The organism is Providencia sp. UF-183 (genome assembly GCF_058246155.1).
Map to the genome: position 1 here is coordinate 71,110 of NZ_JBSICD010000013.1, position 16,395 is coordinate 87,504.

The 16,395-nt window shown below is 40.5% G+C and carries 15 protein-coding genes; 9 read left to right on the top strand and 6 right to left on the bottom strand.

The features are described from left to right. Window positions 1-30: 30 nt before the first annotated feature. Window positions 31-1,350, bottom strand: coding sequence for an anaerobic C4-dicarboxylate transporter family protein (locus AC4IFT_RS13310; RefSeq protein ID WP_349415301.1), 1,320 nt, complete (start codon window positions 1,348-1,350; stop codon window positions 31-33). Window positions 1,351-1,698: 348 nt separating this feature from the next. On the opposite strand from AC4IFT_RS13310, the gene AC4IFT_RS13315 reads away from it, so the two are divergent. The 7 genes from AC4IFT_RS13315 to ugpQ all read left to right on the top strand — a co-directional run bounded on the left by AC4IFT_RS13315 (window position 1,699) and on the right by ugpQ (window position 8,378). After that, window positions 1,699-2,445, top strand: a complete 747-nt coding sequence (locus tag AC4IFT_RS13315) for an XRE family transcriptional regulator (protein WP_490751555.1) — start codon at window positions 1,699-1,701, stop codon at window positions 2,443-2,445. Between the two features lie 29 nt (window positions 2,446-2,474). Continuing rightward, a complete protein-coding gene (locus AC4IFT_RS13320) occupies window positions 2,475-3,212 on the top strand; it encodes a pirin family protein (protein WP_375083602.1) in 738 nt (245 codons plus the stop codon). 247 nt (window positions 3,213-3,459) lie between these two features. Continuing rightward, entirely contained in the window at window positions 3,460-4,776 is a 1,317-nt protein-coding gene (gene ugpB / locus AC4IFT_RS13325; protein ID WP_490735580.1) for a sn-glycerol-3-phosphate ABC transporter substrate-binding protein UgpB, read from the top strand. Window positions 4,777-4,840: 64 nt separating this feature from the next. Further along, entirely contained in the window at window positions 4,841-5,728 is an 888-nt protein-coding gene (gene ugpA / locus AC4IFT_RS13330; protein WP_490735578.1) for a sn-glycerol-3-phosphate ABC transporter permease UgpA, read from the top strand. Then, window positions 5,725-6,570: a sn-glycerol-3-phosphate ABC transporter permease UgpE gene (ugpE, locus tag AC4IFT_RS13335; protein WP_490751556.1), complete on the top strand. Its 846-nt coding sequence runs from the start codon at window positions 5,725-5,727 to the stop codon at window positions 6,568-6,570. Before ugpA ends, ugpE begins: the two co-directional genes overlap by 4 nt. Before the next feature lie 3 nt (window positions 6,571-6,573). Beyond that, complete coding sequence (locus AC4IFT_RS13340) at window positions 6,574-7,644, top strand: sn-glycerol-3-phosphate import ATP-binding protein UgpC (RefSeq protein WP_490751557.1); 1,071 nt, start codon at window positions 6,574-6,576, stop codon at window positions 7,642-7,644. Next, window positions 7,641-8,378, top strand: a complete 738-nt coding sequence (ugpQ, locus tag AC4IFT_RS13345; RefSeq protein WP_490751558.1) for a glycerophosphodiester phosphodiesterase — start codon at window positions 7,641-7,643, stop codon at window positions 8,376-8,378. Before AC4IFT_RS13340 ends, ugpQ begins: the two co-directional genes overlap by 4 nt. A gap of 41 nt (window positions 8,379-8,419) precedes the next feature. On the opposite strand, the gene AC4IFT_RS13350 is transcribed toward ugpQ, so the two are convergent. After that, window positions 8,420-9,139: a GNAT family N-acetyltransferase gene (locus tag AC4IFT_RS13350; protein ID WP_490751559.1), complete on the bottom strand. Its 720-nt coding sequence runs from the start codon at window positions 9,137-9,139 to the stop codon at window positions 8,420-8,422. Window positions 9,140-9,330: 191 nt separating this feature from the next. On the opposite strand from AC4IFT_RS13350, the gene AC4IFT_RS13355 reads away from it, so the two are divergent. Together AC4IFT_RS13355 and AC4IFT_RS13360 are read left to right on the top strand one after the other, a co-directional pair. Further along, window positions 9,331-9,858 (top strand): hypothetical protein, encoded by a 528-nt coding sequence (locus AC4IFT_RS13355; protein WP_490735568.1) that lies wholly within the window; start codon window positions 9,331-9,333, stop codon window positions 9,856-9,858. 201 nt (window positions 9,859-10,059) lie between these two features. After that, on the top strand, window positions 10,060-10,488 hold the full coding sequence (locus AC4IFT_RS13360) for a TOBE domain-containing protein (protein WP_490735566.1): 429 nt from the start codon (window positions 10,060-10,062) through the stop codon (window positions 10,486-10,488). A 145-nt stretch (window positions 10,489-10,633) separates the two neighbouring features. Here AC4IFT_RS13360 and AC4IFT_RS13365 read toward each other — a convergent pair whose 3' ends face one another. The 4 genes from AC4IFT_RS13365 to AC4IFT_RS13380 are packed head-to-tail and all read right to left on the bottom strand — an operon-like array spanning window position 10,634 to window position 16,296. After that, window positions 10,634-13,144 carry a PEP/pyruvate-binding domain-containing protein gene (locus tag AC4IFT_RS13365; RefSeq protein WP_490751560.1) on the bottom strand — a complete coding sequence of 837 codons (2,511 nt, stop codon included), beginning with the start codon at window positions 13,142-13,144 and terminating at the stop codon, window positions 10,634-10,636. Continuing rightward, window positions 13,135-14,007, bottom strand: coding sequence for a phosphatase PAP2 family protein (locus AC4IFT_RS13370; RefSeq protein ID WP_490735562.1), 873 nt, complete (start codon window positions 14,005-14,007; stop codon window positions 13,135-13,137). The genes AC4IFT_RS13365 and AC4IFT_RS13370 overlap by 10 nt, the downstream gene beginning before the upstream one ends. Beyond that, window positions 14,004-15,068, bottom strand: coding sequence for a lysophospholipid acyltransferase family protein (locus AC4IFT_RS13375; protein WP_490735560.1), 1,065 nt, complete (start codon window positions 15,066-15,068; stop codon window positions 14,004-14,006). The genes AC4IFT_RS13370 and AC4IFT_RS13375 overlap by 4 nt, the downstream gene beginning before the upstream one ends. Beyond that, window positions 15,061-16,296, bottom strand: a complete 1,236-nt coding sequence (locus tag AC4IFT_RS13380; RefSeq protein ID WP_490735558.1) for an esterase/lipase family protein — start codon at window positions 16,294-16,296, stop codon at window positions 15,061-15,063. The genes AC4IFT_RS13375 and AC4IFT_RS13380 overlap by 8 nt, the downstream gene beginning before the upstream one ends. Window positions 16,297-16,395: the final 99 nt, after the last annotated feature.

Sequence of the window (16,395 nt, forward strand, 5' to 3'; positions counted from 1 at the left end):
TTTCCTATCATTCATTTAATTAATTGATTTTTAAAAAACAAAGTAGCTTATGGCAAAACCCATGAGAATGGCTGTTACTGTTGCGACAAGGCCGGGTAGCATAAAGCTATGATTAAGAACGTATTTTCCGATTTTAGTTGTGCCCGTTCTGTCGAATGACATTGCCCCAACTGTGGTTCCCGTTGCAGGGAAGAAAAAGGTGCCGTTAACTGCTGCAAACATGGCAACAAGATAAGGCGCAGGGATATCTAAAGAGAGGCCAAGAGGCATGAGAGCGACAACGGCGGCACCTTGGCTAAATAACATGGCTGCCATCATGAAAAGTGCGACGGCGAATAGCCAAGGGTGGGCTTTTACTATGTCAGCAAAGGTTTCAATGAAAATTCCTTTATGCTCCATAAAGAAGGTATCAGTCATCCAAGCCACCCCAAAAATCGCAATAAATCCAACCATTCCTGCACGGAATGTTGATGCCGCTGCAATTTTTGATGATTTAACACCGCATACCAATACAATCAGTAATGATGTTCCCAGCATTAGCATTTCAATGGTATGTGGAACGCTTAATGTCACGACCTTTCCGCCCGACTCCCATGTTGGGAGTAGTGAGTTAAAGGTGCCGAAAATGACCACTAACAAAATAGCAGCGCCGAATAATAAGACAGAAATTTTTGCAGAACGGCTGATTTCGCTTTTTTCTTTATGAGGAGCTAAAACAATTTCACCTGACGCTAGGCGGCGTTGAAATTCAGGATCATCAGCGAGTTCGAGCCCTCGTTTGTAAACGACTAGAGAGGCGACTAATGTGGCGACGATCCCTGAAGGGATACACACCAATAATATTTGTGTGATTGTAATATCGTGGGAAGCGACGATAGCGAGCATTGCTGCTGTTGCTGCACTCATTGGGCTACTTGTAATACCGAACTTAGCAGCAATTAATGCCGCTGATATCGGGCGTTCAGGTCGAACTTTGGCTTCTAGGGCGACTTCCGCAATTACAGGGTATAACGATAAAGAGACATATGCTGTACCCGCCAAGATTGTAAACAAATAGGCGACAATTGGACCGATGATGGTAATATGATTTGGATTTTTCCGGAGTAACCCTTCTGCTAGGCTTACCAAGTAGTCCATTCCTCCCGCAGCCTGCAATACACTGACAATAGTCACTAATGCAGCAATGATTAATAGTACATCTATCGGGGGTGAGCTGGGTTTAAGATGAAAGATAAATGCTAAGCAGGTCAGCCCAAAACCGCCGGCTATGCCAATGCCTATCCCACTAATTCTAGCTCCAATGACGATGGCGGCAAGAATAATTGCTAGCTGTAACCAAAATGAAACCATACCTACCTCATTTTATTTATACTGAGTTGTATTTTATTTTTATGTACACAAATCGGATACTTAATTAACCTTCAAGTACAAGTTACATGTATTTTTTGTTAAAGGATGTGATTGAAGTCTAAAAATGAATTTATTGTCGATACGTTGGATAATCTTTTAAAAAAATCCAAGCGGATTGCTATTTTCATCACAGAAAAAATTATAATGTACACAATTTGTTGACGGTTTTATTTAGGATGCGGTATGGTGAGATCAGTAAAACTGATTATTTAAGCTTGAGTGGAATACTCAACTGGCGGTTTAACAGGTTAATTAGATTTTAATTTAACTCTCTGAATTGGAGTGAATGTGTCTTTTAATGAAAGGCTTAACAAATTAATTATAGAGCGGAAACTTTCACAAAGTCAGTTTGCGACAGAAACAGGTATTACGCGAGCAAGGCTAAACAACTACATTAAAGGTAGAAGTGAGCCAGGCTATGATATTTTGTTGAAAATGGCTAAAAATTTGCATGTTTCCATTGATTATTTGCTTGGGGCAGAAGAAACATCCACCATCCATACACCTGGACTTCGCAATGGAAAACCGGAGTTTTATCAAGGTGAGGAGCCACCGAAGGATAACGCATATAGTTGGATCCCGCTTTATTCATCTTTGCCGCATATCGCAACACATAAGCATGGACAAAAACCTAAAGGGTGGTTTAAGGCTCAACATGATGATGCGAATAAAGTGACGTTTCAGCGTCCTTATGCGTTGTTAATTGAAGATGACAGCATGCATAGCGAATTGTTAGTGGGGGATATTGTGTTTATTCAACCCGCATTCGTGTCGCATACATTTTTACAAACTGTTCCTTTTAAAGAAATTTTTGCTGTTCGTATGAGTGAAATAGATGAAATTGGATTATCACTGAAGCGCTGCCATGTAAAAGATAACATGCTCATCTGCGTGTCAGATAATCCAAGCTACGAACCTATCGTCCTCGATATGAACCAAACACTTTTTGTCCCACTAGTTGGTTCAATATCTGGATTATGGCGTTCATATGAAGGGCGAAGTTTACAAAATAGCACAGCAAATACTGATAGTTAGTTATTTTGATGGGGAGTGAAGGGGATTTAATGATTACGATTATTGATGCTCAGCAACGTTATTATGTTAATCATGGTTGGAGCCAAGTATATTGTCTTTTTCCTGCGAATTCGACGCACGATCTTGCAAGAACCAGCCAAGATTTGAGCAACTATTTTGGCAATATTTTATTAATAAATGACTACACGATCGCACCGAATTGTGGTTATGACATGCATCCACATCAAAATTTAGAACAAATTTTTATTGTGATAAAGGGCGAGCTAACCCATAAAGACAGTCTGAATAATCATTTAGTGTTGACTGATAATAGTGTGCAGCGCATCACTGCGGGTTCAGGTTACGCACGTTCAAATCATAACTATACAGATACACCCGCGAGGTATCTTGGTATTTGGTTTATGCCTAAAAAGCAAAATGCTGAGCCTCAACACGAAGTGAGAAACTATCCCCCAAAACTTTGGAGTGAAACGTTTTACCCTGTTGCAAGTGATACCCCTAAAAACCAGTCAATGGAAGATTTTCCAACGATTATATTCAATGCGGGGGCATCGGTTTACCGTGTTAAAGTTAAAGAAAAAGCCTTAAATTTCACTATTGAAGCCCATCAGAAAGCACTTTTGTATGTGACAGATGGCAGTATCACTTGCCAAGGGCAGAGTATGCCAATGGGAAGCCATGCTCGCATTTTAGGTAAAGAGAAAATTCAACTGCAATCTACTGACTATGGCGAGTGTGTTTTTATTGTGATTAGTGAAGAACGTTAATTTTCGATATAAATTTGTAATTTAAAGGTTGAGTAAGACGGTGTAAATGATGAATGCCGTCTTTTATTTTTCAATAGCTTGTCATTTATTCATCATGCTTTAGAGACATTTCTGTCATTATTCTGTCATCCGCGAGTTATATTTCTGTCATTCCCCACTGGTACATTCTATCTCGAACATAAACTGCGTGATTTCGCACATTTGATGCAAGTCTCAGCGTAATTCAACAGAAAGCGAGATAAATAGAATGACACCGTTACAACATTCAGCGTTAGCGACAGTATTCAGTTTATTGTTTGCTGGCCAAGCCATCGCCGCTACCGAAATTCCATTCTGGCATTCCATGGAAGGGGAACTTGGTGAAGAGGTTAATGCGTTAGCCACTGAGTTTAATAAAACACACCCAGATTATAAAATTATGCCTGTATATAAAGGCAATTATGAGCAAAGCCTTGCGGCGGGTATTGCTGCTTTTCGTTCAGGCAATGCCCCTGCGATTTTGCAGGTTTATGAAGTTGGCACGGCAACGATGATGGCATCTAAGGCGATTAAGCCAGTTTATGAAGTTTTCCAAGATGCAGGTATTGCATTTGATGAGTCTCAGTTTGTGCCAACCGTTTCGGGTTATTACAGTGATGCAAAAACAGGGCATCTGCTATCCCAGCCGTTTAATAGCTCAACGCCTGTTTTGTATTACAACAAAGAAGCCTTCAAAAAAGCAGGCTTAAATCCAGATGAGCCGCCAAAAACATGGCAAGATATGGCGGCTTATACGGCAAAGCTACGTGAGTCTGGTATGAAATGTGGTTATGCCAGTGGCTGGCAAGGTTGGATCCAAATTGAAAACTTTAGTGCTTGGCATGGTAAACCTATTGCGTCAAAAAATAATGGGTTTGATGGGGTAGATGCTGTTTTAGAATTTAATCAGCCAACACAAGTTAAGCATATCGCTTTGTTGCAAGAAATGAATAAAAAAGGCGATTTCAGCTACTTAGGCCGTAAAGATGAATCCACAGAAAAATTCTACAACGGCGATTGTGCCATCATTACCGCTTCTTCAGGCTCACTCGCGAATATTCGCAAGCATGCCAAATTTGATTTTGGTGTTGGCATGATGCCTTATGACGCCGAAGTGGAGGGAGCACCGCAAAATGCCATTATCGGTGGAGCCAGTTTATGGGTGATGGCAGGAAAAGACCCTGCAACATATAAAGGGGTTGCCGAGTTTATGCAGTTCTTAGCTAAACCTGAAAATGCAGCTCAGTGGCACCAAAAAACGGGTTATTTGCCGATAACAACGGCAGCTTATAATTTAAGCCGTGAATCGGGTTATTATGATAAAAACCCAGGTGCAGATATTGCGACTCGCCAGATGCTAAATAAGCCTCCTTTGGCCTACACCAAAGGCTTGCGTTTAGGGAATATGCCTCAAATTCGTACCATTGTAGATGAAGAATTAGAATCGGTTTGGTCAGGGAAAAAAACGCCCCAACAGGCTTTAGATACCGCAGTTGACCGAGGTAATCAATTATTACGCCGCTTTGAAAAATCAACGCAGCAATAACTGACAGACACTATTGCCTCTTTATTCAAGGAGAGGCAATTATGCAACTTAACCGAGTGTTTTTATGTCTTCTTCACGACCTGTTTTTCGTTCAAGTTGGCTTCCTTATGCCCTTGTTCTACCTCAGCTATTGATTACCATTATCTTTTTTATTTGGCCAGCGATTCAAGCATTATGGTATTCACTGCAAAATATTGATCCATTTGGTTTTTCGAGTGAATTTGTTGGACTAGATAACTTCATTCAGTTATTCCAAGATAGCTATTACCTTGATTCATTTTATACCACGATGGTGTTTAGTGGATTAGTTGCAGGGTGTGGGTTGCTTGTATCATTGTTTTTTGCCGCCTTGGTAGATTATGTCATTCGAGGTAGTCGTTTTTATCAAACATTGATGTTATTACCCTATGCAGTAGCTCCAGCTATTGCCGCTGTTTTATGGATGTTTTTATTCAGCCCAGGTCGAGGGTTAATCACCTATGCATTAGAGTCAATAGGATATGATTGGAACTATGCTCAGCACAGTGGGCAAGCAATGTTTTTGGTCGTTCTCGCTTCTGTTTGGAAGCAAATCAGTTACAACTTTTTGTTTTTCTTTGCCGCTTTACAATCCATTCCGCGTTCTTTGATGGAAGCTGCCGCTATTGATGGCGCAGGGCCTATTCGTCGTTTTTTCAGTGTTTCATTACCTTTGATTACACCCGTAAGTTTCTTTTTATTAGTCGTCAATTTGGTATACGCCTTTTTTGACACATTTCCGATTATTGATGCGGCAACGGGGGGCGGACCAATCCAAGCCACAACGACATTGATTTATAAGATATATAGAGAAGGCTTCTCAGGATTAGATTTATCATCCTCTGCGGCTCAATCTGTCATTTTAATGTTATTAGTGGTGATTTTAACCATTATTCAATTTCGTTTTATTGAACGTAAGGTGCGTTATCAATGATTGAACAGCGCCAAGGGTTAACGATTTTTAGCCATATCATGCTTATTTTAGGCACGGTAGTTATTTTATTCCCACTTTATGTGGCCTTTGTTGCTGCTACTTTAGATAACCAAGCCGTATTTGAATCACCGATTACGCTGATCCCCGGTAGCCATTTGTGGGATAACTTAAGCTATATTTGGAACCATGGGGTGGCAGCGAACAGTGCGCCTTTTTGGGTGATGTTAGCGAATAGTACATTGATGGCTTTGGTGATCACTATCGGAAAAATTACCGTTTCAATGTTATCTGCTTTTGCCATTGTTTGGTTCCGTTTCCCATTTCGTAACCTGTTTTTTTGGATGATTTTTATTACATTAATGCTTCCTGTAGAGGTGCGTATTTTTCCTACAATAGACGTGATTTCTAACTTGAATATGTTTGATAGCTATTCAGGCCTAACGTTGCCACTCATGGCCTCTGCCACTGCCACTTTTTTATTTCGTCAGTTTTTTATGACGCTCCCCGATGAACTTATGGAAGCGGCTCGTATTGATGGTGCAACACCGATGCGCTTTTTCTTCGATATTGTATTGCCGCTCTCAAAAACGAATCTTGCGGCTTTATTTGTGATCACCTTTATTTATGGTTGGAATCAATACCTATGGCCTTTATTGATTATTACTGACCTTGACTTAGGGACGGCGGTTGCAGGAATAAAGGGCATGATTGCTTCGGGAGAAGGCACGACACAATGGAACCAAGTTATGGCAGCAATGCTGCTGACATTAATTCCACCTGTAATTATTGTTTTAGTCATGCAAAGAGCATTTGTGCGTGGCTTGGTTGATAGCGAGAAATAAGTTATGGCAGAGTTAAAATTACAAGCCGTTAGCAAAAGTTGGGATGGTAAAACCCAAGTCATCAAGCCATTAACTGTTGATGTCGCAGATGGCGAGTTTATTGTGATGGTTGGTCCATCTGGTTGTGGAAAATCAACGCTACTGCGCATGGTTGCAGGTCTTGAGCGAGTTACCAGCGGTGATATTTGGATTGACCAGCAACGAGTGACAAATTTAGAGCCTAAAGAGCGTGGTATCGCAATGGTCTTTCAAAATTATGCACTGTACCCGCATATGAGTGTTGAAGAGAACATGGCTTGGGGGTTAAAAATCAGAGGATTAGGTAAAGAACAAATTCGCAAAAAAGTTGAAGAGGCTGCCCGTATATTAGAACTAGATGGTTTGTTGCAACGCCGACCGCGTGAATTGTCAGGTGGACAACGCCAACGTGTTGCCATGGGGCGTGCAATAGTGCGCGACCCAGCGGTGTTTTTATTTGATGAGCCACTATCTAACTTAGATGCTAAATTACGTGTACAAATGCGACTAGAACTACAACATCTTCATCAAAGGCTTAAAACAACCAGTTTGTATGTAACACACGACCAAGTAGAGGCGATGACATTGGCTCAACGCGTGATGGTGATGAATAAGGGTGTTGTGGAGCAAATTGGTACGCCTATTGAGGTTTATGAGAGGCCAGCGAGTCGTTTTGTGGCTAGTTTTATCGGCTCACCAGCCATGAACCTATTTGAGGGCAAAGTTAGCGAGGATGGGGCGTTTTTTACATTTAGTTCAGGGGGGACGATACCGCTGAATCGCCAATATTTACAGTGGGCTGGGAGTACGATAACGTTAGGGATACGGCCTGAGCATATAGAATGGGTTTCGAAAACAGCGGAAGGAATACCGCTGGTGGTCGAAAATCTTGAAATGCTTGGCGCAGATAATTTAGTGCATGGGCGCATTGCCTCACAAAAAGTGGTTGTTCGCCTTAGTCACGAATTTCGTCCACCGGTAGGGACGGTTCTGAATCTCAGTTTTTCAGATGACCACCTACATTTTTTCGATAGCCAACAGGGATACCGTTTATGAGTAATTGGCCTTACCCGCATATTGTCGCACACCGCGGTGGCGGTAAGCTTGCTCCTGAAAATACCTTAGCCGCAATTGATGTTGGTGCGCGCTTTGGGCATACAATGATTGAGTTTGATGCAAAGCTCTCCATCGATGGGCAAATTTTTCTGTTGCACGACGATACACTAGAAAGAACGAGTGATGGTGCTGGCATTGCTGGACAACAGAGCTGGGAGCAATTACTCACTATTGATGCCGGAAGTTGGTATAGCCCCGAGTTTGCAGGTGAGCACTTACCTTCTCTTGAGCAAGTTGCGGAGCGTTGCCGGCAATATGGCATGATGGTGAATATCGAGATTAAGCCAACAACAGGCCTAGAAATTGAGACAGGCACGTTGGTTTCATTGGCAGCTCGGGAGCTTTGGACTGGGCAAACGGCACCATTATTATCGTCATTTTCAATAGAGTCGTTAGAAGCGGCACAAAAAACGGTACCTGAGTTACCAAGGGGTTTGTTACTTGATGAGTGGCGCGATGATTGGCAACAATTAACAACAAAACTGGGCTGTGTTTCTATTCATTTAAACCATCAACTTCTAGATAGTTCGCGTGTGAAAATGCTCAAACAGGCGGGTTTACGCATTTTAGTTTATACCGTGAATGATCCTGTTCGCGCTACTCAGCTTTTACAGTGGGGGGTCGATGCCATTTGTACAGATTGTATTGATGTGATTGGGCCAAATTTTGTGTAGTTTTATTATTGGAATAGCCCCCGAGTTTGGGGCTATTCAGGTTAGCTTTCCACTAATAATAAACTTTTCCGAATAGTTGAAAGGGATTTAATTTGCTTACCATTGTGGTGGTTAGTGTCTGATAACCAAGTTTGTAATGCTTCGTTTACCATTGGCCATTCACTATCAATAATTGAAAACCAATCGGTATCTCGATTTCGCCCCTTCGTCACAAGCGCATTACGGAACCGCCCCTCGTAATAAAAGCCCAAACGTAATGCAGCTTGGTGGGACGGGTTATTTAGGCTATTACATTTCCATTCATAGCGTCTATAACCCAATGAATTAAAGATGTATTGCATTAATAACCAATGGGCTTCGGTTGACATAATTGTGCCACTAAGCAAGCTGGAAAAATGAACATGACCGACTTCAACAACTCCATTGTTTGCATCTATTCTCATTAATGAAAATACGCCAATAGCAGTGTCATTTTGCTTATTAATAATAGTAAAAAACAAGGGATCGTTTTTCTGTGAAGCGTCAAGAACCCAATTTTTATATTGTTCGAAATTTTGCGGTGCTTCATCGGATAGCCAAGTCCAACTGCGTTTGTCTGGAGACTGAGAAAAAGATTGATACAGGGCTTTCGCGTGTGAAGCATTAAGGGGTTCGATTCGACAATGCTTACCATTTAGTTGAATTCGTTGAGGCAATTGGCGGGGGGACCAATTTGGAATTAGCCGACCAACAGGCTGACCAAATTCATTTTCTATTTGCATAAACAGGATACCTTTAAAAAACACAATAACATTAATATAGGTGAATTGTGGTTTGATAAAAGTGCCACTTTTTATAAATATAAAGGTACCAGTTTAAATAAAAACATTTCCTTACGCTTAAAATTTCAGCTTTGATTTAACAATGCTTATACTAAACTAAATTTTACGTCTTATTAAACACAGGGATTGAAATGAAAAAAATAGGATTTTTATTAGCCACGGTAATGGTTTTAGTCGGATGCCAAGCACCTAACTCCACACTAGTGTATGACTGTGATATTGACCAGTCAATTAATCAAATATCACGAGACAGAAATGGTAATTTAACATTTGAAACTGCAGCACCAAAAGCAAGAGTGTATATGTTTGATAACTCAATCAACATTCTTGATTTTGAACTTGGTGAATACAAAGGCTATCAATTAGAAAAAAGCGACGTAACACGTAAAATAACAACAATAAAAGATTTTGATGTAACACTAAATAAAGGTGATTTTTTTCATGAAGATCAGCGTATTGTAGAAATTATTTCGCCTTCACAGAAAACGATTACGGTATTCTGGCTTAATTATAAAACGGGAAGGACAAAGTCAGTACAATTTCTAACTCAATGTGAAAAAAAATATATTGTTGTACCAGAGCGTCGGGGACATAGCTCTGATGATGGCCATACACATGATAATAAAAAGGATAATCCTCTATTCAAAGTAAGTGGCTAAGTGTGGCCTAAAAACTATTTCAAATCATATAGTAATATGATTTAAGGAATTTGTTTTAGTTAGCCGTTATCATATGTATTAATATCATAGAAATGCTTTTATGATTTACGGTATTATTTGTAAGTCTTTTGGCGTGGTGGTTGAAAAAATATAACGCTAAAGTTTATCATTCAAATAATTAATAATGACTAAGGACGTAATATGACTATTTCTGCAAGAAATCAACTTACAGGTGTTGTTGAGTCTGTTGTTGTGGGTTCTGTCAATGATGAAGTTATTTTAGATTTAGGCAATGGAGAGAGCATTGCGGCAATCATCACGAAAAACAGTACTAAACAGTTAGGATTAGAAAAAGGTAAACAAGCTGTTGCTGTAATTAAAGCGCCTTGGGTTGTCCTTGTTTCTGATGCGCAAGAGTACCAGTTCTCTGCGCGTAACCAATTTAGTGGTAAAGTCGAATCTATTGAGAAAGGCAGTGTAAACTCAGTTGTGAACTTAAAAACTGATGCAGGAACATTATTATCAGCTGTGGTTACAAATAATAGCACAGCTGAAATGGGTCTTGCGGTAAACAGTCAAGTGACTGCGATTATTAAAGCTTCCGCAGTGATTTTGGCCACTAAAAAGTAATCGTCTTTATTTTAGATTAGGGCTGCTTTTGGTGTAATGTTTGGTAGCTAAGGTATTTGGAATGCCGCAACATATATCGTTGCGGCTTTTTTATTATTGCATTACAGGCAATAGGTTAGAAAAATTTCCTTATTTTTCATGTGACTTATAACAGTTCAACTACACCTTTTTGTCCGTCAACCCGGACGCGTTGGCCATTTTGTAGTGTATTCATCACTCTGCGGATACCCATTACTGCGGGTAGGCTGAGCTCTCGGGCTGTAACCGCGCCATGGGATAATGGACCACCACTTTCAGTAATGATACCGCTAGCACGATAAAATAGCGCAGTCCATGCAGGGTTAGTTGTACGAGCGACAAGGATTGCACCTTGTGGGAATAGGGAGAAATCTTCGGCTCCATGTACTAAGAATACCTCGCCTTCAATGACTCCCGCACTACCTGCTAAGCCCTTCAATAGGGTGCTGTTATCATCAATTTCTTCAATCGCTTCACCATAAATCCATTGTGGCGTTGTGGCTTTTGCTTCTAGATAAGCCGCTTTATTGGTGTAAATATGTTGACGCAATTCGCTGAATGCTGACGTACTTTCTTGTTGTACAGCATCTGTTAATTGCTGCTCTTTCGCAAAATAGATATCAGAGGGAGTATCCAGTACCCCACGGATCACTAATCGTTCACCAAGGGCATGCAAGCCTCGTCGCATGGGGAGTGCTAATCGTGTGGTTTGGTAATGTTCTAAATCATCAAGTGCAGTGTAAACTCGCGCAAGTCGGATGAGTTCTTGCATAAAATAGCGTAATTCTTCCGGTGATTTAGAAATCACATCGAATTCAATTTTTGATTGTTCTATTTTTTTGCTTAGTCCACTATCGTTTTTTTCATCATTTTCAATATCGGACATAGCACTGATTTGTGTCAATACGATATGTGGGGCGTCTAACCATGTTGGGTGATAGGCATCAAAATCCATTTCACGATGTCCATGATTGACTAAGAAAGTTGTTAATTTTGCAAAAAAATCTGGATATTCAGACTGCAACGTCTGCATTATCGTATCTGGTTCAAACTGTTTAAGCTGCGCAAATAAACTTGGCATTTGGCGTGTTAGACGTGAAAGTGTCCAAAGTTCTTGGTTTACTTGCCCTGTTTTGGTATCCGACATGGCTATTAGGCTGTCTAAAGTTTTATGTGCTAACTGTTCATCCCCTTTATGGAACATTTTCAGTAGCGCAATAAGGGCAGCATAAAGTGAGCGTTGTGTCAGTGAAATAGCGATATTCGGCAAGAAGTAATCGGATCCTAATTTATTAATGCGTTGTACATAATCCCATAACTCGCTGAGTTTTTTCTCTTGTAGAGGCTCATGATTAAGCGCACCGATACCTATCAAATAAGTATCGAGGTCACGCATCCATGTAATCGGAAGCTCTTGAACCCAAGCAAATTTACGAGCTATTTCAGGTAAAGAAGATAGCAGCGTAGGGAGATCGCTCATCATCGATGTCGGTAAGCGGTTATGGTACAAAGTCACCGCGTTTTGGTTACCATAGATGTAATAATCCTTCATGGTAAACCATTTACCATTAAATGAAGGTAATCCCATTAAATTTAAGCTGTAGTTCAATGAAGCATGAAAGCCTGCTTCGCACATATCCCAAGTGAGTGGAGTGATTGGGTTAGGAAAACGTTCTGCTGATTCCTCTCGAGTCCACACGGGGGCAATTTGAGTCACATTTCGAGACTGTAATAACCAAAGTTGGTTATCATGAAATGCCCACTCAATATCCTGAGGGAAGTCAAAATATTGCTCTGCGCGTACAGCAAGTTCGGCAACAGCTTGGCACTGCTTAGCCGTTAATGAACTCTGTGTTTTTGCGGACTGGGTTAACTTTACTATGTCCGTTGATTCAGCCGTCATGACGATGGCACGCCGCTTATCTGCAATCTCTTGGTGGCAAATTTGCATAGAGCTGCGGTCAACTTGATATTCATCGACAGGCTCTTCACCGCCAACTACCGTTTCACCAAGCCCAAATGCGGCATTGATCAAAATTGAAGATAAATTACCACGTACAGGATCGATTGAAAATGCAACTCCAGCTGCTTCATTTTCGCGAACATCGACCATGCGTTGTAATACAACAGCCATTGAAACAAGGTGATGAGGTAAGTGTAAGTGTTGACGGTAAAGCATCACATGGGTGTGCCACAAAGAAGCGTAACACTGGCGGATAGCATTTTGCAATGCATCAAGACTGCGGACACCTAAAATAGTGTCATGTTGGCCAGCAAATGCAGCACCTGGCATATCTTCTAATGTACCAGAGGAGCGCACGGCAAGAGGCACATGAGTAAGTTGGTTCTTATGTAGATGTTCAGCTAATAAATGAATTAAGTTTTCAGGTAATGGGGCATCTAGTAACAATTGGCGGATTGCGTTACTGGCATCTTGTTCATGACCCGCATGTTGAGCAAGGTAGGCGGTGATTTGAGGTAGTAAAGGAGAAATAAATTGCTTATAGGCTTCGCATGACAAGATAAGCCCATCAGGCACGGGGAGTGCTTGAATTGTTTTGGATAGGCTTGCGCCTTTTCCTCCACTAATTGAGATGTCCGCGGCAGTAATATCTTTAATATTATAAATTAGTTCCATCTTTTACCTTCTTGATTCTTAAATATGAAATTTAAAACGAAGATTGAGAGCACCGCACCGAGGAGCACATCAATACCATAGTGATAATGCAGATATAGGGTTGCGATGATTAAGCCAAGTGCTAAAGGGGTTAAGCACAATGCTATTTTCCGGTAGCCTGATTTGTATAAAAAACCAATAATAAACAGCGTGATCCCGCTATGTAAGCTTGGGAAAACGTCCATGCCAGTTATTCCTTTATCAACAATTTCGGTTAGAAAAAGTGTCATTGCCCCATTGTGAACGGGGTAGGTAAATAACTCGGGGTAAGCAAAATAGGGACCTGCGGCGGGCAAAGTAAAATAACCAATAAATCCAAAGAAGTACATCAGCATTAAACCCATAAAATATCGTGTTGCGACAGGAATATTTCGCTGTAAAAAGAAAAATAGCGCACTGCCGATGATCAGAAAATAGAAACTGAAATAGCAAAAAGAGACCAATTCACTGAGCCATGGCGTGTGCAGCATAATTGCTCGTTCAGGTAAACTTTTGCCCAACCATAAAAAGCGGTCGATGTTATATAGGAGGCTATCCGCGCTCCAAGTATAAAAGTGAATGCGAATTGCTTTAAATAGAGGGAAAATTGACCAGCAGGCAATGAGTTGCAACAATCCTAGCCAATAAAATCGTGTAGAATTTTGCTTGGAACGTAGCGTAATAAAAATCAATAATAGCCATGAGAAACCGCCAGCAATGATCGACGGCATCAGCACCTCCGCCAATTCAGAACGGTAAACGCCATAGCTACCTAGTAATAAAATCAATAAAAGCTGCAAAGCAAAAAGTATATTAAACAGGCGTGAGAAATTCCGTTTTATCATAGTGATGAGCCATTTTTTTCAATGATTTTATAACCTATAAAAGCACTGATAAGTGATGGAAGTAATATGGTTGGCCAACAAAGCGTGAAAATCAATAAGATAGGTAGCCAAAGAAGGCCTGCAATGCTTCCTCCTAGTATTTTGAAAAAAGAGACAGTATTGCGGGCATCTGCTCGTGATGCGGCGAACTTAGCGGCAAGTAGTATAGGAAGGAAAACAAACATTAAGCAAAAACCGAGCCATCGCCAAGCCTCTGTGTTGCTGGTTGATTGTATTTTATGACATAACATTGAGTCTGGGTTTTGCTGATAATCTAAAAATGCGCTCGCATAAGATTGTCCATTTTGCAGTGACTGATAAGCATATTGCTCTGCTTGTTGAAACATGTCTTCATTTTGACAATTGACTGAAACCGCATTCAGTTCTTGGGAAAATTGTTCATGAATACGTTTTTCCCAATCACGACCAGATTCATCATCTAATTTGCTGACAATAGAAATGGGATTACCGACATAAATTTCAGCATGGCTAGCGAATCTGTCTGGCATGACATAAAACAACCCCAGAGGTATGACATTAAATTCAATGTTTTCTTCTAGAAGTGTTCGAGCTATCCTCGCAGCACCACGTTGATAAGGTAGTGGCTTATAGCCCCATTCACTGCTTCCTTCTGGAAATAACGAAAGGTCACCACCATTTCTGAGATGTGCGACTCCGGCATCAACCGGGTTTTCAAAACTATTGGCGGTGATTGAGAATCGTTCTTTATCTTTTTTTCTAACTACCGGAATACCTGTAAAAAACAGCCGCATAATAGGGCTATTTAATAGCTGAATAGATGCTAGAGCTTGAGAGAGAGGTGCTATTTTCAGCGGTAGATAGCCATCAAAAGCGCTATTGCGGTGGCTACATAAATAGAGTGTTGGTTTCCCGTTAGCAGGGGAAGCCGTATGGTTGACAAGAGTACAGTTAGGGTAATAGACAGTGCGGATCACTGAAGATATGAATCGATAATAAAGTGGTAATGGTGTGCCTGCGGTGATTATTGCGTTCTTATTCATAAGTCACTCGTTGATTCAATGTGGCAATATCAAAAGCCAAAATCTGTAAATTAGGAATATGACTGACTAAGCCTCGATGGGTACGAGCCTGATTGATATAGGCATAGTTTTGACCGAAAGGTGGTTGCTCAGGGGCTTGAATAATGGCGTCATGCCAACCTTCTAACAAACCTTCGATGGGAAGATGATCATCACCTTTTGTGAGTGCGATATCGGCAAGATGAGGAAACTCTTTTTGAATCAATAGGGCATCCGTATAGAGTTGCTCATTATCATATATTGCCTGTTTGACGGTGATATGGTTATTGCTTAAAAACCAAGTTTGCGCAATAGCGATTTCATTTGGTGTACGCCTAGCAACGTATTGGCTAAAGTTTTTTGCTTGAGCAAGGTTATCGGCTAATTTTTCTTGTACACGTGTTCGTAGTGCAGGGTTTTGTGTCGTTGTGGTCTGGTATGGGCCAATATGAAACTCTTTCCAGCAATTTTCATCATAAACATCAAAATCTAAAATTGGTTTACCTTGCTTATCTATAATTTTGGCAAAGGCAGGCAATAATTGAAAGGCACTTGGGCAGCTGGCAATTTCATCTGCGGTAAAACCATAAAAAAATTTTCCCGCAGGGTAATACCCTGAATTGATTAGATGCAAAGATTGGAACGTTCCCTGCCAGGGTGGGCCAAATGCATACCATTTGGTAATACTGTCGCGTTCATGTTGGCTAGCAGATTGTAAATAATAGCGAATGGCACTGTTTGATGATGAGTGAGCAATCAAGATAATTTTTTGTTTTTGTCCATGGGTTTGTTTTATTTGATTGATTTTATTTGATAATTCTTGTGCGAGAAGGCGATTGTCTGCGCGCCAGTCATGGCCTAAAAAGAATAAATCAATGCCATCTCGATAGTTAAGAGCCGTTTCGAGTACTTGCTTAAGTGGTGCTGTAATTAAGCTATCGACGATACCGGGGATAATCGAAAAACGGTGTAATTGGGATGCTTCAATATTTGACGCGCTGTCAACATATTCATAATTATTTTTGTGAATAAGGCTGTTGTAATCTCCCCAGATAAGACGTTTATTTTCAATATCATATAGCTTACTACCTAAAATTCCAGGTAAGTAAATAATCGGGATATTTGGTTCTTTGCTGATAAGCTTTGCGTGGCGGATATGTTTAGCAATAACCTTTGCTTTAATCTTGACGTATCCCCAATTGAAAGGCATTTTTGATTCCCAGTAACAATAATATTACTTGGAATCTAACCTAACTCAAATTAAATTGCATTAATATAATTCTCATTTCTTGAATTTTGATTTATTAAT